Genomic DNA, 19258 nt, shown 5'->3' on the forward strand with positions numbered 1-19258 from the left:
AGACTCCTGTCATAAGGGGTAGAGCGTGGATTACTTAACCGCCCGTTTAGAGAGTGAGGCGCGTAGCTTGTCGAAGTCAGTCTGAGGTACTTGCACGGCTGAACCGTATTTACCACTGAACCATTCCTGGGTCGTGGCGGGGCACTGGCTAATCAGTCGCTGGATCTGTCCGGCCTGAAAGGGCGTTACTAGCTTGATACCCACTTTGGTACTGGTCTTGCCATTGTCATCCTGGCCCCTTGTGGTGATGTTGAGTAGGGCGCAGAGTACGTAGCGCTTGCCGTAGCTGGTGGAAGAGCCAAACGCCTGCACCGCGTTCTTGTTGCCGCTTATGTCGGCAGGTAGCAACATGCTGGTTTCTTCACGGTGGCCATCCTTATGCATCAGCACACCGGTCACCTCAATACCACGCTCCTGCGTCTGAATACGAAAGCTCACCGCAAAGCCGTGTTTCTGCATGATGGGGCGCACGGTATCGACGATATCTTCCAGCGTGGCGTAGCAGCCGTTGTTGGTTTGCCCGCGCTCTTCAATGCTGGGCAGTTCGGTCTGCATCGCCGCCATGGCAGCGCTATAGGCCATCATGGCCTGGCGATCCATTACCCGTTCCTGCATCTGTAGCAAGCGTTCCATCTTATCGATGTCGACGTCCGGGTTGAGTGCCGCACGTTCTATCACCTGGATGATGGCCGTACTTTCCGCAAGGTGTGGCGGGGATGCTCCAGGAACAGCTTGTAAAGAGGATGCAGACGTCTCGTGATTTACCACATTAGCTTTGGTGGCCATGACAAGGCTCCTTCAATAGGGGTTAAAGATCGGCGGGAAGTTCGTGCGGGGGAACGGGGCATAGGTGCAGCTCGGTGCGATACAGCTGTCCTTTTGCCATCACGTAGGTTTCGGCATAGGTTTGATCCTGGGTGAGCAGTCGTTCGGTCAGTTGGGTTAAGGCGATATCTAAATCGGGGCTAAGAGAGGCCATGATGTGCTCCACGTAAAAGCAAAAAGCCCAGCCTGTTAGTGGCTGGGCTTATCGCGCTATCCAATGAGGGGTAAGACAAAAACCAGGAAAATCAGCATTAGAATGATCAGAAACAGCATGTCAGCTCACCAGGGCAAGGGCCGTTTGTAGCGCCTCTTGCTTCAGCTGCGCCCCTTGGCCAAACCACGCGGAATCCAGACGGGTATCGTTGCTGCGAGCCCGCTTGTCGTGATCCACGTACTCGGTCACGGCATTGAGCAGACCCCAGGCAGTGTCTTTGGCCGTGTCGAGGTGGGAGCCGCGGCCTTCGCCGTGGTAAAGCTTCTGTACCTTGTTGAGCGCCCGATAGTTAGGCAGCTTGGAAGGATCTTCGATTGGCTTATCGATACCGCAGAGCACTGACTGGAAATACTGCTGCGCCTCGCGATGATCGATCTTACGTTCTGCCAGGGCCTTCATGCGGTACATGAAGTCATTCCACTGGGAAACAGAAATACCTAGTTGGCTTTTTAACGCACGTGGATCGAACTCCGACCGGTGGGGTACCTTCACTGCCTGCGACGTGCCATCCACCGCAATCTGCAGCGTGTTGTTACACACCACCCGCACCGTGGTGGGTGTCGCCATGGTGGCCAGCGTGCCGTCACAGGAGGTTGCCAATAGTAGGTAGTCGTTGACCTCATCCTGGCCTTTCAGGGAGGTGCTTAAACCACTGCGCGCCAAGGCCCAGAACTTACGCCCGCCTTTCAGTACCCCAGCGGTTTCCAGCTCGTATCCAGCGTACTCGGTGAGGTCGCGGTAAAACTCCAGAATCTCCTCGGGCTGCACCACCTTATAACGCTGTGATACCACCGATAACGGTGCCTTGGTATCCGAGCGGTAGAGCACTTTCTGTTCAGGGAACGAGTGAATGCTGCCCAAGTGACTGGCACCCTCGGCAATAAAGCGCACCGGGGCTTCTTCAATGTGCCAGTTCATTCCGGCCTGTTGCTGCCAGACCTCTAACGGTTGTTGACGGGATAGCTGCTGTCCCAGGCCGTGCCAAGGGGTAGCGCCGACGTAAGCCATTTGTTCAACGAGATGAGCCATGATGAAAACTCCTAGCAATAAAAAAACGCTGACGAAAATCGCCAGCGCTTTATGGTTGGAAAGTTAGGGGTAAGTCGATTAATGGTGACGAATTAACGAGGTGAAGTGTAGGAGTGGGGTAATTGCCGGAAGGCATGACCACACGATATGCATAGCCAGGAAACTCCTTCACCGAGTGGCAATTTCTGGGTGAAAAATTGGGTTGCGACGCGCGAGCCTGCCTGACTACCGAACACAGCACCCATCACGGCAGTGGGCAGTTTGGCTAACGGGAAGCGGGTTGAGGCCATCGATAAAGGGGACGTTAGGGTATAGGACTCGCGCCACGCGCCAATGGCAGCGCCGACAAGGCTGCCGCCAACGGTGCCGATACGTTGGGCGGTTTCAAAGTTAAGCGTGCATGGGGCTGCACAGCGCAGGCAAGGCGGGGACATAAACAACACTCCTATAGGTGTCAAAGTGATCCCGTGTGCAGGATTCATAGGAGTGATATAGGTCTGTAATTTTTTGGCTTTGACCTTTGAGTGCTTGCTTCATGAAACTCCTTTACTGATACTGTTCATATATACAGTAAAATAGGTAGCCTATTATGTCATCGAACGTTTCACTCCTGGGCCGCGCAGACACCATGGCCTCGTCACTACCCTTGCCGCTCTATTCAACCGCCGTGCGCGCGGGATTTCCTTCGCCCGCCGATGATCACTTGGATACCGAGCTAGATCTGCACCGCTACGTCGTTAAACGCCCAGCCTCGACCTATTTTGCTCGTGCCGAAGGTTATTCAATGATCGGAGACAGCATCCACCCTGGGGACTTATTGGTGGTGGATCGCAGCCTGGAAGCGCTGCCTGGTCGGATTGTGGTGATCTGCGTAGATGGGGAAATGACTGTTAAGCGTCTGGAGCGCGTTGGTCAGCGTACCTACCTCAAAGCAAGCAACCCCAATTTTAAGCCGATTCCCCTTGATGGACGCGAATCCCAAGTATGGGGTGTAGTGACCGACGTGATTCACAATCTGCTGAGGGCACTGCCGTGATTGCACTCGTTGACTGCAACAACTTTTATGTCAGTTGCGAGCGCGTTTTTGATCCAATGCTGGAAGGGCGTCCGGTAGGGGTGCTGTCGAATAACGATGGTTGCGTCGTTGCCCGTAGCAACGAACTCAAAGCCCTGGGTGTTGAGATGGGGACGGCCATGCACTTGTTACCGCCCGCGATTCGTCGCCAGGCTGTGCTGCTATCCAGTAACTATGCGTTATACGGCGATATGTCCCAGCGGGTAACTGAGGTGCTAGGCGAGTTTTCGCCCCATGTGGAGGTGTACTCCATTGATGAAAGCTTTGTCGGGTTTCAGGGCTTTGACCCAGATTCGCTGGAGGCGCGGGGCCAAGCCATGCGCGATACCGTTCGACAGTGGACGGGCATTCCCGTGTGCGTGGGGTTTGCACCTACCCGCGTACTCGCCAAAGTGGCGAATCAAGCGGCTAAAAAACATCCTGCCTACAAGCAGCATGGCGTATGTAAGCTAACCGCTGATAGTGAAGCGACCAAAGCATTGCTAAAACAGTTGCCGGTAACCGAGCTGTGGGGCGTGGCACGCCGTACCGGTGAACGATTAAGCGTAATGGGTATTGATACCGCATGGGATCTGCGTGAGGCAGACGCTAAGCGTATTAGGCAGCGCTTTAGTGTGGTTCAGGAACGCATCGTATGGGAGCTACGCGGGCAATCCGCCATCCAGCTTGATGACATGAGTCTACCTAAAAAACAAATCATGGTGTCGCGTTCATTCGGCAGGCTTACCGGCAACCCCCATGACTTACGCGAAGCCTTAAGGCATCACGCCGCGAGGGCAGCAGAAAAGCTGCGCAAACAGCAAAGTGTAACCAGTGCCGTGATGGTGTTTTTGCGAACCAACCCATTCCGTACTGACTTACCGCAATATCAACAACGTGTGGTTGTCTCTCTAGAGAGGCCCACCGATGATAGCCGCGATATCATCGCCTCAGCGGTACAAGGCCTACGCCGTCTCTGGCGCAAGGGCTACGCCTACCATAAAGCAGGTCTGATGCTGCTCGACCTTTCACCTAAGGCCAACCGACAGCTTACCCTCACTGAAACCCCGCAAACCGACGAAGAGGCTAAACGCAGTGAACGGCTGATGGCGACGATGGATAAGCTCAATCGTGAACTAGGTAAAGGAACGGTACAGCTTGGTCTACCCCGTAAAGGCAATGCATGGGCGCTGCGCAGTGAACGACGTACGCCGCGGTACACCACACAGTGGAACGAGCTTCTGGTCGTTAAGTAGATCAAGCATCGGTTTATATTTTTGCCATGCTAAACAAATTAAACTATTGATAAAGTTGATGAAGAAAACATCGGTGTGACCAAAGTGCCGTAAGGATGGACCCTTAAGCACGACGTCACGACGTTGAGAGCAAAAAAATCATAAAAACACCATATAGGTTGGCAATTTACGAAATTCTTGGCAGCGAACGTCGTCTTGTCGTGGATACTCCATCAAGAACTTCGCGTTGTAAGGCACGTCAATAGTGCATTGGGCAACGTGCTGTGTCTTCGAGGGACTTATAAAAAAGTTGAATAACATTCATAAGAAATCCCTTTCCTCACAGCCTAGCACCGAATGCTCGCTGCCTGATGTTTGTCCATTGCTCACAGAAATACTGTGGGGAGAGGGGGTGGGTCCGATCACCCAGTGGCGCTTCGAGCCACGTTTACCGTTGCTATAGCAGATTATCCCTTGGGCATTGAGCAGTGAGGCAGCTCGCTTGAACGCTGCGCCAAGGCCACGGGGCTCACGCGGCCATTGGCTACCCAAAGTGCAACTCGGCCGATATTTTGTCAAAATGGCGAGCCACACTCCCGTTGGTTTTTCAACGGCTTCCGTGATGGCCTCGATTTTAAGATATTTAATGAGAGCTTGAGCAACCGGTTCCTCTTCGGTCATCTCGCAGAGCCGATCACTACGATACGCCTGATACTGTGTCCAGAAGCCTTCTGAGTTCCCGACCAAACTATCGGAAACAATCATTCCAATTCGGCAGAAGTCTTGCCAGTTGCCCGGCACTTCTCGTTCTAATCTCACTTGGTCAATATTGGCATGTGCCTTGCCAAGCAGTGTAAGCAGTGCGCTGAAAGCGCAAGTCTGATCCATCGGTGTCAGGTTTTCATGACGAGTTTTTATCCGGTAAGTCTCACGTGGTTTAGCAATAGAGGGGGACGGCATCTCTAGACTCAAAGTGAGCTCAGCTAATTCATCATGACAAATAACTGGTTCTAAACTGCTTAGAACGCAAGGGCGTGACACATCCAAACTGGATGTAGTCTCATTACCGTCGTTTGCTCTCCATTCTAGTTGAGTGGTACAGAGCAACTCAAACAAGCGACGCTGTACTACTGCACTCAAAGGCGCTTCAACGTTTTCTAGGCTAATGACTTGATGCTGCCAAGCAAGCCGGTTTACTTTTTTCACAGTTGTGGGTATATCACGTATTGCAGTTTCCTTAATCACTGGATCAACTAAGTTTTTGATGATGCGTTGAAGTAGTGACATGCCACTTTTAGGCTCTCCCGTGAGCTCTAAAGCTAATTGTTGTCGTTCTGGCATTAGGCACAACACCATATATGTGTAAATTAACAGCTCTCGATCCTTTGGTAGCGCCACGTAAGTCTCCATGACGTTCAGGTCTGCACTGCGCCCATGCGTGTGTAACTCGCTGTAGGGGCGACTATTGATGGGCTGCCAGTAAGGATAGTGTTGTTGGGGGCGAACCATTGATTCATGCCCCGAGGGGAACATCATCACCTCGCCACCTAGTTCAATAAAGCGTTCGTTGCTTTCACCCAGCCAAGTTCGGCCGTTGCCGATAGTTCGAAAATCAGCTTGATTGAAGCGAATAATATCTAGTGCATTTTGGATGTTTTTGTCAGAAACATCACGATTACTGCTTTCAGCAACAATTTTTTTGATGATCGGTGCAATCATCTCTGCTTCCATTATTAGCACGGGACCTGATGAATGTGGCAAGAGGAAATTAACCCCGTTGGGGTCTATGGCTAGTCGATAATAATGGTGAATAATTTCCCTGACGAGATTGGCATTGCAAAGCTTGGGTAGTCGTCTGGTGCGGGGTATAGACGGCATTAAATGCCCCAGTGATGCACCTACAGAGGAAATAGGCTGATCAGCTTGTTGGGAGTGAGAAGGTTGGTTGGAAAGAAGTATGCCGTCCAAAGCATGTTCTTGAGAATGAAAACTATCATATGTCATTAGGTTGGTTCCTTGGTTTTATTAGCAGGGGCGCGTGCTGTTCATAGTAATCATTACTCCGCATGTTTTATATCATGGTGATGAACAGAAAGTTATGCATAGAAACTGATCCATGATGTCTTTTAAAAAAACCTCTCTTTCGCTAAATTTAATCCATAAGGCAATAAGTTTAAATTTATCAGATTTAATTAATGTGTCTAATGACTTTTTTTAATATCGAGTTTTATTTGTTGCTGGATGGTAAAAGAAGTATTTAAACTTGGTTGGACACCGATGGATAGATTACTGCATGAACATAATTCAAGCAGTTATAAATAAAAGCTATGAGTCTGAAAGCTGTGCTTATATAGAGTTCTATATACGTGTAGGGTTTTCTCATCTGAAGGTAACACTGGGCTGCCAATCAGATAGATCATCGCATTAAAATTGCTCTCGTTCCGGTGGCCGCCTGTACTGGACAAGCTGACCTATCGGCTATATGTCGCGTAGGTTTCCTATTTCATTACCAGCGCACCGATGTTCTGGCCGATGCGGTACTGGCGGATTGCGCACGTGTCCTGTAAACGGCAGCATCACTCATATTAAGGAGGTAGGCTAAAAGAACCGGTCAGGCTGGTTGTAAGATTACCTTTGAGGGAGGGAATGCATAAAAGCCTGCCCAGTAAAATCGTCACTGGCCACGTGGAGTAAGCCTTACCTTTTTTTTAAAAAAGGACATTAGCGTGCCCAGGGTTAAGAATACTCAGGGAAAGAAAATTCTGTTGTCGTTATACACTTATCCAAAAATAGTTTTACTGGGAAGAGTCATATTCTGAGTCATTGCGCGCCCAGTTGGGTCGCCATTGTTCGAGTAAGAAAAATGGACTTTTTGCTTTGGTATTTTAGCCACTTGCGTGAGATCGATAGCTAGGCGCAGAGCGGCTGAGGACATATTGTTTCCACTTAGCTGTTTAGGTAATAGGTAATATATATGTTCATTTAGAGAATAAATAAGGGGTGTAGAGAAGCGAAAAGCCATCCACCAAGAGGAGGCCAACAAGCCGACGATTTCCTCAATAAAACAGCAGCCTATCCAACCAACTTCACGACCTAGACTAACGAAGCTATAGCGGCATAGTTAATTGCACAACCACGCCAGGATGAGCGTGGTGTTTCTGTTAATCATTACGCCTTCCCAGAAGCGTTGCACCGCTTCCTGGTTCCTCCCTTTAAAGACGCCATTACTCACGGCCTTTAAGCCGCTGCGTATGCATGTCTCATTGATAGCCTGGTACAACTATGAAAACTGTTAGCCTTAAACTGCGCAAGCGGGTTCCTGAAAATATGAAGCTTAAGTTTTTCTACGAATGCTACTACCGTGGTTGTGAAGTACTTACGCGACAGGGTCCTCTTATCGAAAACTATTTGGAAAGCACCTACGACGCTCTGCTATACGTCTGTGAAATGCAGAACAAAACATTCGTTTTCCGACTAGATCTTCGCTTTCCCGACGATATGCCACCTAACACTTTGCATGTATTGAACACATATATACGGCGTTTTTTGGATAATTATGAGGAGGAGTTAGCCTTATTGAGGCTAAAACATCAATCACAGATCCACAGTACAAACTTTCGCAATGTGTGGTGCCGAGAGCAAAAAGACAGCGATAAGCCGCACTACCACTTGCTTATTTTGCTGAATGGGAATGCATTTCAACAACTAGGGAGCAGTAAGGAGTCCGCGTGGGGAGGATACCAAGACAATACCTTGATTCATGCGGCTATTCGCGCGTGGAGCCAAGCGCTTGAACTCCCAATATATAAAAATAAAGGGCTTGTCGAGATAGTGAAAAAGTGGAAACACGGTAGACGTACCAATAAATATTTCCTCTGCATGCTGCATAGAAACGATCCCTATAGCTTTGCGGAGGTGATGTACGTAGCTAGCTATCTCTGCAAGTACCACAGCAAACCCCTCGGTCAATGGGTTCACTGCTTTGGTGCTAGTCAAAAACCATTACACAGGAGAGTGTGATAAGACGAACAATAAGTGCCTATCCGGTGACACTTTGCTTCCATTCAGTACTGCTTAAGTAAGCGTCTGGTTTGGTGCTAGCTTTCATCGCGGTGAGCCATGCAATACCCACCTCTAAAGTGCTTCTAAAGGGTGAGTATTCTTTCCCATAAACATAAATAATTAATAAGTATTTGAAATTAAGGGGTTTTATTATTTTAAATAAGCATTAAAAGCTATTATTTCCATAGCTAGCATCTCGAATTGCGGTGGTAGTGGCGGCTCTCTATCATTCACATATCAACCGAAAGGAGTTAAGCCATGACCCACAGCCACCGTAATCGCATTGTCCTGCGCATGAAGCAAATGACCCAAAAGCTCAGTATCAGCCGCTCATCAATCTATGAAAAAATGAACCCCAAGTCGCCTCGATTCGATGCAACTTTTCCCAAGCCCATCAGGTTAGGCGCAGCCTCTGTCGGGTGGCTTGAAAATCAAGTGGATGAGTGGCTGATGAGCCGTCAAGCGTAATGAGTTTCAGCGATGTTTAGCGGCATTTTCGTCATATGCTGCTCTACACTCACCATTAACATCTCTTAACCAAGTGTTGAGCTTCGTCTCTACTCTTTCCTTTTTAATTGAATATCTTGCTCGATGTTCGCTGTTCTCATGCTCTGCTAGTACCTTTTCAGCTAGTTCGTGAGCAGCGGACTCGAGTGTTTTCCAACCCCCTATAGGAGGAGAGTTTCTAAGCAAATCAATAAAGCTGTATTTCAGGTTCGAGTAATCTTTATAGGCTTGTCCACCTGCTTTTTGAGAATAAGCTTTTTTCTGCAGCTTCTCTTCTGTGGCCAGTGCTTGTCCAAGTTGATGCTCGATATTCTTAAACTCGATTAACGATGACCAAGCATTTTCATGAAAGCCATGTTGCTCAAGGAGATCTGCACACACGATCCACATGAATGCTACGGGAAAGAGGTTGCTAACCTCAGTGCTATGGGTAGTAGGCAGTGAGTGGCAAATGATGTTTTTGCATTTGGTAGCGCTAATATTATCTTTTAAACGATCTAGGGAAATTTGGTACTCATCCAAAAAGCGCTCCTGGCATGCTTCATCCGAGAGCTCTTTTGTCTCAGGGGCACCATTCAACAAGAATAGGTAAGTTTCACTCAGTTGTTGCTTGAATTGCTCTATGCGCTCTCTCAACGGCAACTTGGAAAAAGCGGAAAAGATGTCAGGCACTGCCATCATGCTCCCAGCTAAATGTGAGGCTTCGTTATCCTCTTTAATATAATGCTTATCAGGGAGCGGGTTTTTTGTTTGTGACATGCGGTTATTTTCTCTTCTGTATGAACGGAGAAGGTAATGGATTGTGTTAGCGATTGATGGCTGTGCAATATCAATGAGGCTGTTTGACTCATCACGCTTAAATAACTAATTTAGAACGGCTAGTCGATACTGAATCGCCCCAGGTTTCGTAGACACCTCCAGGCCTTATACTGGACTACCAAGGATGATTATTTTATGGAGTTGGCGTTGAGGGTACTTATTAGGTGCGCTACCCTAATAAATATAAAATTATTAAGGTTCCAACTCCTGCAATTCCCAATGCGTCTAGCGTATCTGTCAAATCATTTTCAACCATTTTCAATACACTGACAGAAAAATAGCGTTCAAATAACTGTGATATTCCATTTGACGTTACACTTAATACGCCGATGATGATCTCGATGTTTTCAATACCGGTTAGCCACAGCAGAGTCGCTAGTAAAGTAATTAAAACAACGCTGGCTCTAAAGGAAAGCCATTTAGCAAAAAGAATAGAGGTATCGACACCGCCTACCAAGCTTCCTGCTGTTGCCTTTTTTTTGGGTAGCAGCCGTCTCCAAAAACCTTGGTTGGAGTCCAATAGTAGCGATAAAACCATGTGCATACACCAGAATAATTGAGCAGAATGGAGAACAGCTTGACATGCAATACTTAACGATCACTTAAGCATTCATTAATTGGCGAGGCTCCGGCACGTTTGGCTAATATCTTCTGCCTGCTGATATACGTCCGTTGCTACGCCAAGCAATCCCAGCACGCTGTGAAATAAGTTATCGTGGGAAGCGGCTTGATCAGAGACTAGGCGTAAGCACTCCGTATCGAGTCTTCGCTGCTTTGAAAATGAGTTGGAAAGCCACCAAACCATAGGCACATGCGTCTGTTCGTCGGGGGCAATGGCGTAGGGAATGCCGTGCAAATAAAGCCCCTTTTCGCCCAGTGATTCACCATGATCAGAGAGATAGATCATCGCAGTTGCGTAGTCTTCCTGACGCTTTAACATCTCAATCACCTGATCCAACACAGTGTCGGTATACAGAATGGCATTGTCGTAGCTGTTGGTAATGTCGTCTCTTGAGCACTTGGCTAAATCAGCGGTGGTGCAAGCGGGAACAAAACGTTCGTAGTCATCAGGGTAGCGTTGGTAATAGCTGGGGCCGTGGTTGCCTAGCTGATGCAGCACAACAACCTGATCAACTGAGGTACCGCTAATTTGCGTGGTCAAGGCTTGAACCAGTGCTTCATCCAAGCATCGCCCATCTTGACACAAAGAAGCATACTTCTCTGGCGAGAGCGCTTCTGTCGTCACTCCGTCGCAGACACCTTTACAGCCTGACTGGTTATCAAGCCAGGTGACCTCTAACCCGGCGTGGGCTAATACGTCCAGCAAGGATTCATATTGCTGAGCATACGATTTAGCGTAATCGGCACGCCCTGGTAATGAAAACATGCAGGGTAATGAGACCGCTGTGCTTGTACCGCATGAGGAAACATCAGAAAAATTGATAACGTCAGGCTGCTGGGCAAGTTTGGGTGTGGTTTGGCGTTCATAACCATTTAACCCCCAATTCGCCGCCCGTACCGTTTCGCCCACCACGATGACGAGCAGTTTGGGTTTGTCACCCGCTTGTGAACTGATACTGGCGTCCTCACCCACCGGGGAACGCACCGTATTCGCGGAAGCGTGTTGGCTCGAAAGGGCCTGCGCCATCGAAACAATATAATTACCTGGGGTCACCAAGTAGCGTAGCTCTTTATTGTTGCGCATGAGTGACGACACTTCTTGGTAAGATAAGAAAATTGCTAACAGCAATATAGCAGTGCTGGCAAGGCAATAAGCTAAGCGACGCAACACTGCCTTCTTCCAGGTTGACGGTGTGATTTTAACGCGCCAAATCATGACGGTAGGCAAGCCAAAAAAGATTGCCAAATGAATCAGTAAACCAGCGGTGAGAAGTTCCTGTGCTTCGTTAGTGTCCGTTTGAAGCACATTGTCTAGCATGGAGGTGTCAAAATAGGTGCCGTAGTAACTGGTAAAGTAACTGACAAAGGCGGCAATCAGAAACAGCAAGGTTAATAAAGGTTTTACCAGCGTTCGAAAAGCAAGGCTCACGAAGATCAAATAGTTAAGGCAGGTCATCACCAAAAACATATTGGCAAAGGTTAGCCACGTCTGGACGGCAAGAGGGTCATAGCCAGCAAAGGCTTGTTGCCAAAAAGGGACATTGTAAAAAACACTGAATATGACAACACCCCATAAGACAAGCTGCTCCGTACTTAATGTGGGGCGATAATGCCAAGCGGTGCCTACAATTTTTGAAGGCAATGACAGCAAAGGGGGCATTGAAAGGCTCTCTATATGAAAAGATTAATGAACGCTGGGGGGTAATAAGAATCTTGAAAGGACAAAGCTTACGGTCCAACAAATCATGACGGTCCAGAGGTCATGGGAGAGAAAGTGCGCCCCGCGGAACTGTTGAGTGATCCCAAACGTAAGGCCAAGCCCTAAGCCCAGTGCAAGCCCTGCCCATCGCCAGTGGGGCCGTATGGCGGCAAAAAAGAAGTAGAGGGCTATCCAGGTATACCCTGCGCTGGCATGCCCGGCGGGAAAGCAGGCGGACGCTGGCATTGAGGAAGGCCGTATGCTGAGCAAGCCAATAAAGTCGCGTGCCCCACCATAGCGAACTAAATCCCAAGGGCATTCCATGTTCACTAGGTGTTTAATCGTTGCGACAAGCAGCGTTGAAAGAAGCGTTGCGGAAAAAAGATATAAAAGCGGCGTGCGATACGCTTTAAGACGAGTTACCACGGTGCTTAGTATCAAAAGGAGGAGTGTGACTAAACCCATCGCTAAGCTTAGCCATTTACCGCCTTTGTGAAGAACATCTTGGGTAATCAAGGTATCTTTCCACACCCAGGCATTACCCTGAAAGCGATATATAAAATCAGTTATCGTAAAATCTATTTTTAAAATACTGAAGACCGACATGGCGATTAGAAATAAAAGCCATGCGGATGCTACGGGTTTGAAAACATTTAGTAGAGCAGCACGCATAGCCATACACCCATCATCATAAAAATGGTCATCATGACGGCGGCAGCCCCCATGTCTTTAGCACGCCCGCTAAGTTCGTTATGTTCTAGTCCAATACGGTCAATAATGCTTTCGATGGCGGAGTTAATGAGTTCCACTATCACTACAAGGGTGAGTGAAGAAAACAGCAACGCTTTTTCTACGGAAGTGACATTAACAAAAAATACAAAAGGGTAGAGGATGAGACAGAGCATCACCTCTTGTCTAAAGGCAGATTCATTTATCCAGCAAGATTTCAAACCTGATGCTGCATTTATAGAAGCGCGGAAGATGCGTTTAACGCCCGTGCCATTAGGTTTTGACGACGTTGAGATAGGCAAAATAGTACACTCGATAACGTAATAGAGGGATCACTATAAAGTGCAAAACTTAACGAACAGTTATGTGCTTTAATTTAGGGCTAGAATACAAATGGTCAGCACTGGGTGGCGGTGTTGCCCATTGTGTTGGTTGGCTTGTTACCGATGCCGATTGAACGGGAGCCGTTGCGTTTTGTCCGTCAAGAGTAGCGCGTATAGCTTCTATAACCGTGCTTATCTCTGGGCGCCAAAGAATGGTGTCATAGGCTTCTCGTGGTACGAAGGCGAGTGATTTTTTCTGTCGTACTAGGGAAATGGTGGCGACATCGAGTGCTGCCGCTAAGTGCATCGGCCCTGAGTCTGGCGTCACGAGTAACCGCGCCCGCACTAGAACAGCGGCAAAGTGACGGATAGGAAGCGGTGCGCATAAGCTGCCATAAAGTGATGACTTCAAACGCTGCTTAATAGGTGCTAGAAGCCTAAACTCTTCGGGCCCAAGAAAAACAACATGACGTATTTTTTGGGCTTCCATAGCATCAATGAGCAGTAGCCAAAATGCCAACGGCCAGCGTTTGTTTTGATGCCCACCTACGAAGATGGCAATAAAATTTGTATCTGATGGATGATCGCTATGAAGGCTGACAAGCTGATGTATTTTCGTCATTGCCTGATTGCGTTCCTGCTCTGTTAGCTGGAGCAATGGCCGGTTACGGCAGTCAACACCGAGCGGACGCGTCAAGTTGACGATGGCATCGTAGGCATGTGATGACTTACCTTCCGCCTCAATGCTGTACCAGCGCTGGTGACCTTTACGTGAACCCATGCTGTACCGTGCCCCTATTAACCGGGTCACGATAAAGCCGCTCGTTGATCCTCCGCTCACTTGTACCGCCAGGTCATAGCGTTGTGCTCGTAAGCGTCGTAATAGTGTCACACACTGCCAAGGACGCAGAATAGCGGCTCTCGACAGTAAATAAAAATGATCAACCGGCCTTTGCTGCAACAGTGGCCATGTTTTATCCGTCGCTAAATAGTCTATGCGAGCGGAAGGGAAACGGTCACGCAAAGCATCGATGATGGGGGTGCTGATTAGCGCATTGCCTAGACGAAAGTTAGGGCGAATAATTAGAATTCTTTCTATGCCCACAAGGCTGTCAATGGTTTCTGGAGCAGGCGCTTTGAGAATAAGACGCATCCCTCCCATTAAATAACGCTTCATTCTTTTTTCTAAAAAACGGGCCATTATTTTTAAATAATCGTTTGTTCTAATAAGTGTTAGTAAGTGCATACGCTGGCGCTCTGTTAAGTTAATAGGAAATGACCTGCCCGCGGTAGCGACAGAACATTAAAAATGACCGCCAGTGAAGGCACTGCTTTGGCTTTGCCTATGGCGAAAGAGGCAGCTTGAGTCTAAATAACTTAAAGAAGAGTTAAACTGCGTAAGAAATTTAAAAAATAGGGTGGTGGGCTTGCTGGTTGGATTTAGATGAGGTTGCTTGTTGAGAAGTAAGTTACTCTATTTAAGAAAAGCTTAAGTTTTGGTAGCCAAGATAGCGGTTTGCCGATTGAGGGAATCAGCATGCGTGCACTACTAATAGAAGATGACCCCCTGCTTGGGGATGGCATCAAGACGGCGCTAGAGCGCGAGGGCTACGCGGTCGATTGGTTCATGCTTGGCCGCGAGGCAATCAGCGCTATCGGCAGCGAGGCCTTCAGCGTGATTATTTTGGATCTTGGGCTGCCCGATATGGACGGTATGCAGGTACTGAATTTACTCCGAGAGCAATCTACTCTGCCGATTCTTATTTTGACGGCCCGTGATGCGATGGAAGACCGGATTGGCGGTTTAGATGCGGGGGCGGATGACTATGTGCTCAAGCCTTTCAATTTGCAGGAGCTACTCGCCCGCTTGCGTGTCGTAATGCGACGTGCTGAGGGGCGTGCCTCGCAAATATTGACGCTGGGGGCGTTGAGTATTGATGAAGCCCGCCATGCGGTGAGTTGGCGGGGTAAAGACGTCAAGTTGGGTCGGCGCGAGTATGCCTTATTGCTAGAGCTCGCTAGGCACCCGGACAGGGTGCTATCTCGGCCTCGTTTAGAAAATTTGCTTTACGGCTGGGGCGAAGAGGTAGAGTCCAATACGGTGGAAGTTCACATTCATCATCTGCGTAAAAAGCTTGAAAAACATCTGATTATTAACGTGCGGGGGATTGGCTACCGACTGGATAGCCAGGCGCAATGAGATCGATACGGCATTATCTGCTTCGCACGCTAGCCATTACCATGGTTGTCGCTGGGGGCGTGGCCGTTACCGCGGCTTACTTAATTACCGATCACGAGCTAGAAGAAATTCTCGATACACAGCTCAGTCTGCATAGCCGGATTGTGGCTGGTCAACTCGATCCAAACGCGACCATTGATGACTATGCTCGCCTGGCTTCACGCATGGGCCTACCAGAACATCCGGCTCAGCTATATCGTGACGGTAAAGCAGTCCCCATGAGCAGCTCTGAATCAGGTCCCAAGCTTTACCACGAGGAAGAGCTTAAATTAGTACTGGGTTTTTGGAATGCCGATGGCTCACCCAGGCTATTAGGGGGCAAATGGAGTGATGCAGGGCCTTTCCCCGCGCCTTTAGAGGAGGGTTTTCGCTGGGAAAGCTACGATGGTCATCGCTGGCGGGTTTTCAGCATGTTCGATGTTGCCAGCGATACCTGGATCAGCATGGGACTACGGGGTTCGTTTCATGATGAAGTGGTGGAGCGCATCACCTGGAACAATTTATTGCCGATGCTCTTGTTGCTGCCACTCCTTCTTTGGCTGATGAGTAGAGTTATCCGGCGGGGTGTTGCACCCATCCAAGCACTTTCCAGCCAGGTACAAGGTCGCTCCGCCCACGACCTGCGTCAAATCAATAATCCGGTTCCTCAAGAGCTTAATGGATTACGCCAATCACTAAACGACTTTATCGCCCGGTTGAAAGCCACGTTAGAGCGTGAGCGGCGATTTACCGCAGATGCAGCCCATGAATTACGCACGCCCTTGGCAGCGCTGAGAATCCACTTAGATAATGCGCAGGCAGGGGGAGAGCAATCATTACAAAAGGCTTATGTCGGGGTTGAGCGGCTTCAACGGGTGGTAGAACAGCTGCTCATTTTGGCTCGTTTGGATCAAGTTGCCACAACCTCACCGGCCACTATTGACCTCTATCCGATTATTGCTGAATTGATAGCCGAGCTGTGGCCACTCGCTGAAGAGCGAGATCAGCACTTGAGGCTAACAGGCTTAACCCGTCTGGAAGTTCGCGCCGACGAAGTCGAGGTGGGAATTCTCTTTCGTAACCTACTGGATAACGCCTTGCGCTATACCCCGGAAGGCGGTCAAGTGGAGGTAGCGTTAGCGCTTTGGGAGGGGTTGCCTCAACTCACGGTGAGTGACACTGGCCCCGGCCTCCCCGAGGCACTGTTGGATAAAGTCACTGAGCGCTTTCGGCGCGCGTCTGGCCAGGGTACCACCGGCAGCGGGTTGGGTTTATCGATTGTCTCGGAGTTGGCTCAGCGCCAGAACGCACACCTTACGCTTAGGAAACGTACGCCCAATGGCCTGGCGGTCAGTGTGGTGTGGGAGCAAAACCAACATCAGGATCGCTGATTAGCTTACAGTGCTTTTCTTTGGAACAAGTGATTGAATCTAAATGCATTTCAACCGTTATATGCACCAGAGAATCGCACTGTTGCTACAAGCGCTGGCTAAAAATATGCCCTGAAGGCTGTTGCCACACAGCTATCTGCCACTCTCCCTCTGAAAAGAAAGGGGAAATCAATCACGAGGTGAGGCCATGCAACATACAGAGCACCATCGATCTAACCGTTCAGGTTGGCTGCGCGCAGCCGTCATGGGCGCGAATGATGGCCTTGTCTCGACTAGCAGCCTGATACTCGGCGTGGCAGCAGCGAGCACCGCGCAAAGCGACATTATGTTGGCCGGTATTGCGGGGCTAGTGGCCGGGGCTATGTCGATGGCCGCCGGTGAATACGTCTCCGTTAGCTCACAGTCTGACACCGAACATGCGGATCTTGCGCTTGAGCGCCAAGCGTTGATAGAACATTTTGATGCTGAACTGGAAGAGCTGGCAGCGATTTATGAAGCGCGTGGGTTAACACCGGCGCTAGCCACGCAAGTCGCTGAACAGCTGATGGCAAGCGATGCGCTAGGCGCTCACGCCAGAGATGAGATTGGCATCACCGAGACAAGCCAAGCGCGCCCACTCCAGGCGGCCTTTTCATCGGCTGTGACCTTCACGGCTGGCGCCATGTGGCCGTTGCTAATCGCCTGGTGGGCGCCGCCGCCATTGCTTATTCTTCTGGTGGCGCTCTTCTCGATACTGTTTTTAGCCTTTCTAGGGGCGGCGGCTGCCCGTGTGGGTGGCGCGCCGATACTCAAAGCCTCGGTGCGCGTAATGTTCTGGGGCGCATTGGCGATGACCTTGACCTTCGGCATAGGCCGCTTGTTCGGTGTCGTGGCATAAATAAGGGATAGTGCAGCCATTGCTCTGTGTCAAACAGGTCTGAAAAGGCCACTCGTGCAAAATTAAGGAGTGGCCATTATCATTGCATTGTCTTAACAACATCTTAATTAAGACTGAACATCATGAGCCTTAGTGTTGGGGGTAGAGGTAGGGCGGCGGCGATAGCCATGCAACATGCTAGCGATCAAATTATCGCCTTGCTTGAGGCTTTCTACCACAGCACCCAATACATGCAGTGGTACTAGAAAAAGAATCGCGTTGGCCATGAGTTCGTGGGTTTCTTCAACCCAGCCAACCCCCCAGAAACGATCCGTTTCTTCCATCATGTAGCCAGTAAGTCCCAGACCGAGGATTAGCCCAAGCAGCACCAGCATCATGATAGCGCCCAGCGGTGTATGGGTAATGCCGGTTTGCTCTATCTTGCTGTCGCGACCGCGCAGCACACATTGAAGTCGGCTCACGGTAGGCCAAAAGCTCCGCCAGCGTGCACTCCAGGGACCGATAAATCCCCAAAGGATGCGTACGACGATTAATGCCACCAAGGCATAACCGACCCATTGGTGTATATCGCCCCCTTCTTCGGTTAGCCATAAGTTGACGGCTACGCCAGCAACCAAAGCCCAATGTACCAACCTGACCAACGGGTCCCAAACACGGATACGGGTATTATCGGCCATGGTAACCTCCTGATCAGTCTTCGACTTCCTGCTTCACGATGCTGGCATCTACTGGGTTGAAATAGATCTCTACCCGGCGCTCCTGCTCGTCCCAGCCGTATATCTCGTAGCAGTTTCCCTCGGTGACCTTAAATTCTTTGATTTTGTAACCCATCTCGCTGATACGTTCTTCCATATCAGCTTGGCTGATCCATTCGTCACTGGGGGCATCAGTACAATGAGTCTCGGCCAGCGCAGCCGTGCTAGCCGTCAGTAACAACGCCGATGTTATAATCTTAGTGATGTGAGTTCGCATAAGTAATACCTCTTTTCGATGATGGGTGGCTGTGCAAGACATATTTGTCGATTGGCACAAGGATCATCCTAAATGAGGTAACTTATGGCAGGCTTAAAAAAAGGTAAGCAGCAAAAAAACTGATTATTGAGCACGTTTTTCTGGCGCCTGTAGTGGTCAAGTAAAACTGGCCACCGGTTTATAGTTAACCCATTTTTTTCCTCTGCCTGATTCAGGCTAACACCCACATTATGCTGATGAGGCCTAAGCTGGCTTTAATACCTGATTAAATAGTTCACGATATGATGCTGGCTCTCCAAGAATGAGCGATAGCCATACGTCGGCACCCATTAAACCTATAAGCTCCAAAAGAACCGCTCCATTGGCGCATTATCACAGTAATTCCCACGCCGACTCAGGCTTTGTTTTATCAGGCATTTTCAGAGCGTCTGACGGAAACTACAGCTCGTAAAATAGCTGCCCTGGTCAGCTGTGGAACATAACGGCTTTGGGTCGCCCTCGGCTTTTATAGACCATTTTTAATACACAACTGGTGAGTTCGCTATCCGGCGATAACGACTTCGCCCAGCCAACCGGTTTTCTAGCTAATATGTCAATGACAACCGTTAGATAGGCCCAGCGATCTCCAGTTTAGATATACGTGACATCGCTATCCCAAACGAGGTTGGGCCCTTAAAAATACC

20 protein-coding genes and 1 pseudogene are annotated in these 19258 nt (G+C 49.3%); 7 read left to right on the forward strand and 14 right to left on the reverse strand.

Going from position 1 to position 19258, the window contains the following annotated elements:
• Positions 1–30 precede the first annotated feature (30 nt).
• The 4 genes from HALTITAN_RS19040 to HALTITAN_RS19050 all read right to left on the reverse strand — a co-directional run bounded on the left by HALTITAN_RS19040 (position 31) and on the right by HALTITAN_RS19050 (position 2502).
• Complete coding sequence (locus HALTITAN_RS19040; RefSeq protein ID WP_009288065.1) at positions 31–786, reverse strand: ERF family protein; 756 nt, start codon at positions 784–786, stop codon at positions 31–33.
• Positions 787–808: 22 nt separating this feature from the next.
• A complete protein-coding gene (locus HALTITAN_RS25630) occupies positions 809–979 on the reverse strand; it encodes a hypothetical protein (protein ID WP_155830866.1) in 171 nt (56 codons plus the stop codon).
• A gap of 120 nt (positions 980–1099) precedes the next feature.
• Positions 1100–2068: a DUF932 domain-containing protein gene (locus HALTITAN_RS19045; protein ID WP_027959658.1), complete on the reverse strand. Its 969-nt coding sequence runs from the start codon at positions 2066–2068 to the stop codon at positions 1100–1102.
• 92 nt (positions 2069–2160) lie between these two features.
• Positions 2161–2502, reverse strand: a complete 342-nt coding sequence (locus tag HALTITAN_RS19050) for a hypothetical protein (protein WP_027959657.1) — start codon at positions 2500–2502, stop codon at positions 2161–2163.
• 155 nt (positions 2503–2657) lie between these two features.
• Here HALTITAN_RS19050 and HALTITAN_RS19055 point away from each other — a divergent pair, with 155 nt between their 5' ends.
• The gene (locus HALTITAN_RS19055; protein WP_027959656.1) at positions 2658–3104 is read left to right on the forward strand and encodes a LexA family protein; all 447 of its coding nucleotides are present in this window, start codon (positions 2658–2660) and stop codon (positions 3102–3104) included.
• Entirely contained in the window at positions 3101–4378 is a 1278-nt protein-coding gene (locus HALTITAN_RS19060; protein WP_027959655.1) for a Y-family DNA polymerase, read from the forward strand. Before HALTITAN_RS19055 ends, HALTITAN_RS19060 begins: the two co-directional genes overlap by 4 nt.
• A 300-nt stretch (positions 4379–4678) precedes the next feature.
• Here HALTITAN_RS19060 and HALTITAN_RS19065 read toward each other — a convergent pair whose 3' ends face one another.
• Positions 4679–6361 carry a hypothetical protein gene (locus HALTITAN_RS19065; protein WP_009288067.1) on the reverse strand — a complete coding sequence of 561 codons (1683 nt, stop codon included), beginning with the start codon at positions 6359–6361 and terminating at the stop codon, positions 4679–4681.
• 1278 nt (positions 6362–7639) lie between these two features.
• Here HALTITAN_RS19065 and HALTITAN_RS24550 point away from each other — a divergent pair.
• Positions 7640–8377, forward strand: a complete 738-nt coding sequence (locus tag HALTITAN_RS24550; protein WP_009288068.1) for a YagK/YfjJ domain-containing protein — start codon at positions 7640–7642, stop codon at positions 8375–8377.
• A 300-nt stretch (positions 8378–8677) separates the two neighbouring features.
• Positions 8678–8887, forward strand: coding sequence for an AlpA family phage regulatory protein (locus HALTITAN_RS19075; protein WP_027959653.1), 210 nt, complete (start codon positions 8678–8680; stop codon positions 8885–8887).
• A gap of 6 nt (positions 8888–8893) precedes the next feature.
• Here HALTITAN_RS19075 and HALTITAN_RS19080 read toward each other — a convergent pair whose 3' ends face one another.
• The 6 genes from HALTITAN_RS19080 to HALTITAN_RS19105 all read right to left on the reverse strand — a co-directional run bounded on the left by HALTITAN_RS19080 (position 8894) and on the right by HALTITAN_RS19105 (position 14363).
• Positions 8894–9685: a hypothetical protein gene (locus tag HALTITAN_RS19080; RefSeq protein WP_009288069.1), complete on the reverse strand. Its 792-nt coding sequence runs from the start codon at positions 9683–9685 to the stop codon at positions 8894–8896.
• Between the two features lie 229 nt (positions 9686–9914).
• Positions 9915–10283 carry a hypothetical protein gene (locus HALTITAN_RS19085; protein ID WP_027959652.1) on the reverse strand — a complete coding sequence of 123 codons (369 nt, stop codon included), beginning with the start codon at positions 10281–10283 and terminating at the stop codon, positions 9915–9917.
• 75 nt (positions 10284–10358) lie between these two features.
• On the reverse strand, positions 10359–12026 hold the full coding sequence (locus HALTITAN_RS19090) for a phosphoethanolamine transferase (RefSeq protein WP_009288070.1): 1668 nt from the start codon (positions 12024–12026) through the stop codon (positions 10359–10361).
• A gap of 24 nt (positions 12027–12050) precedes the next feature.
• Positions 12051–12737: a phosphatase PAP2 family protein gene (locus HALTITAN_RS19095; protein WP_035538510.1), complete on the reverse strand. Its 687-nt coding sequence runs from the start codon at positions 12735–12737 to the stop codon at positions 12051–12053.
• A complete protein-coding gene (locus tag HALTITAN_RS19100) occupies positions 12719–13096 on the reverse strand; it encodes a diacylglycerol kinase (protein WP_231500697.1) in 378 nt (125 codons plus the stop codon). Before HALTITAN_RS19100 ends, HALTITAN_RS19095 begins: the two co-directional genes overlap by 19 nt.
• A gap of 49 nt (positions 13097–13145) precedes the next feature.
• Positions 13146–14363: a glycosyltransferase family 9 protein gene (locus HALTITAN_RS19105; RefSeq protein ID WP_009288071.1), complete on the reverse strand. Its 1218-nt coding sequence runs from the start codon at positions 14361–14363 to the stop codon at positions 13146–13148.
• Between the two features lie 291 nt (positions 14364–14654).
• Here HALTITAN_RS19105 and HALTITAN_RS19110 point away from each other — a divergent pair, with 291 nt between their 5' ends.
• The 3 genes from HALTITAN_RS19110 to HALTITAN_RS19120 all read left to right on the forward strand — a co-directional run bounded on the left by HALTITAN_RS19110 (position 14655) and on the right by HALTITAN_RS19120 (position 17603).
• Positions 14655–15317: a response regulator gene (locus tag HALTITAN_RS19110; protein ID WP_027959647.1), complete on the forward strand. Its 663-nt coding sequence runs from the start codon at positions 14655–14657 to the stop codon at positions 15315–15317.
• On the forward strand, positions 15314–16726 hold the full coding sequence (locus HALTITAN_RS19115) for an ATP-binding protein (RefSeq protein WP_009288073.1): 1413 nt from the start codon (positions 15314–15316) through the stop codon (positions 16724–16726). Before HALTITAN_RS19110 ends, HALTITAN_RS19115 begins: the two co-directional genes overlap by 4 nt.
• 187 nt (positions 16727–16913) lie before the next feature.
• Positions 16914–17603 carry a VIT1/CCC1 transporter family protein gene (locus tag HALTITAN_RS19120; protein ID WP_009288074.1) on the forward strand — a complete coding sequence of 230 codons (690 nt, stop codon included), beginning with the start codon at positions 16914–16916 and terminating at the stop codon, positions 17601–17603.
• A gap of 107 nt (positions 17604–17710) precedes the next feature.
• On the opposite strand, the gene HALTITAN_RS19125 is transcribed toward HALTITAN_RS19120, so the two are convergent.
• From HALTITAN_RS19125 to HALTITAN_RS26090, 3 genes and pseudogenes are all read right to left on the reverse strand, one after another.
• Positions 17711–18280, reverse strand: coding sequence for a cytochrome b/b6 domain-containing protein (locus tag HALTITAN_RS19125; protein ID WP_009288075.1), 570 nt, complete (start codon positions 18278–18280; stop codon positions 17711–17713).
• Between the two features lie 13 nt (positions 18281–18293).
• Positions 18294–18575 (reverse strand): PepSY domain-containing protein, encoded by a 282-nt coding sequence (locus HALTITAN_RS19130; RefSeq protein ID WP_022523388.1) that lies wholly within the window; start codon positions 18573–18575, stop codon positions 18294–18296.
• Positions 18576–18731: 156 nt separating this feature from the next.
• Positions 18732–19244: pseudogene (locus HALTITAN_RS26090) on the reverse strand (DDE-type integrase/transposase/recombinase); the annotation flags it as partial.
• Positions 19245–19258 lie beyond the last annotated feature (14 nt).

It is taken from the genome of Vreelandella titanicae BH1 (assembly GCF_000336575.1).
Lineage (GTDB): Bacteria > Pseudomonadota > Gammaproteobacteria > Pseudomonadales > Halomonadaceae > Vreelandella > Vreelandella titanicae.

Excerpts from the sequence above, each read along its gene's own strand:
- HALTITAN_RS19055 (WP_027959656.1), top strand. The coding sequence starts at position 2,658 with ATGTCATCGAACGTTTCACTCCTGGGCCGCGCAGACACCATGGCCTCG.
- HALTITAN_RS19125 (WP_009288075.1), bottom strand. The coding sequence starts at position 18,280 with ATGGCCGATAATACCCGTATCCGTGTTTGGGACCCGTTGGTCAGGTTG.
- HALTITAN_RS19115 (WP_009288073.1), top strand. The coding sequence starts at position 15,314 with ATGAGATCGATACGGCATTATCTGCTTCGCACGCTAGCCATTACCATG.
- HALTITAN_RS19090 (WP_009288070.1), bottom strand. The coding sequence starts at position 12,026 with ATGCCCCCTTTGCTGTCATTGCCTTCAAAAATTGTAGGCACCGCTTGG.
- HALTITAN_RS19075 (WP_027959653.1), top strand. The coding sequence starts at position 8,678 with ATGACCCACAGCCACCGTAATCGCATTGTCCTGCGCATGAAGCAAATG.
- HALTITAN_RS19120 (WP_009288074.1), top strand. The coding sequence starts at position 16,914 with ATGCAACATACAGAGCACCATCGATCTAACCGTTCAGGTTGGCTGCGC.
- HALTITAN_RS19045 (WP_027959658.1), bottom strand. The coding sequence starts at position 2,068 with ATGGCTCATCTCGTTGAACAAATGGCTTACGTCGGCGCTACCCCTTGG.
- HALTITAN_RS19085 (WP_027959652.1), bottom strand. The coding sequence starts at position 10,283 with ATGGTTTTATCGCTACTATTGGACTCCAACCAAGGTTTTTGGAGACGG.
- HALTITAN_RS19080 (WP_009288069.1), bottom strand. The coding sequence starts at position 9,685 with ATGTCACAAACAAAAAACCCGCTCCCTGATAAGCATTATATTAAAGAG.
- HALTITAN_RS19105 (WP_009288071.1), bottom strand. The coding sequence starts at position 14,363 with ATGCACTTACTAACACTTATTAGAACAAACGATTATTTAAAAATAATG.
- HALTITAN_RS19130 (WP_022523388.1), bottom strand. The coding sequence starts at position 18,575 with ATGCGAACTCACATCACTAAGATTATAACATCGGCGTTGTTACTGACG.
- HALTITAN_RS19110 (WP_027959647.1), top strand. The coding sequence starts at position 14,655 with ATGCGTGCACTACTAATAGAAGATGACCCCCTGCTTGGGGATGGCATC.
- HALTITAN_RS24550 (WP_009288068.1), top strand. The coding sequence starts at position 7,640 with ATGAAAACTGTTAGCCTTAAACTGCGCAAGCGGGTTCCTGAAAATATG.
- HALTITAN_RS19095 (WP_035538510.1), bottom strand. The coding sequence starts at position 12,737 with ATGCGTGCTGCTCTACTAAATGTTTTCAAACCCGTAGCATCCGCATGG.
- HALTITAN_RS25630 (WP_155830866.1), bottom strand. The coding sequence starts at position 979 with ATGGCCTCTCTTAGCCCCGATTTAGATATCGCCTTAACCCAACTGACC.
- HALTITAN_RS19065 (WP_009288067.1), bottom strand. The coding sequence starts at position 6,361 with ATGACATATGATAGTTTTCATTCTCAAGAACATGCTTTGGACGGCATA.
- HALTITAN_RS19040 (WP_009288065.1), bottom strand. The coding sequence starts at position 786 with ATGGCCACCAAAGCTAATGTGGTAAATCACGAGACGTCTGCATCCTCT.
- HALTITAN_RS19050 (WP_027959657.1), bottom strand. The coding sequence starts at position 2,502 with ATGTCCCCGCCTTGCCTGCGCTGTGCAGCCCCATGCACGCTTAACTTT.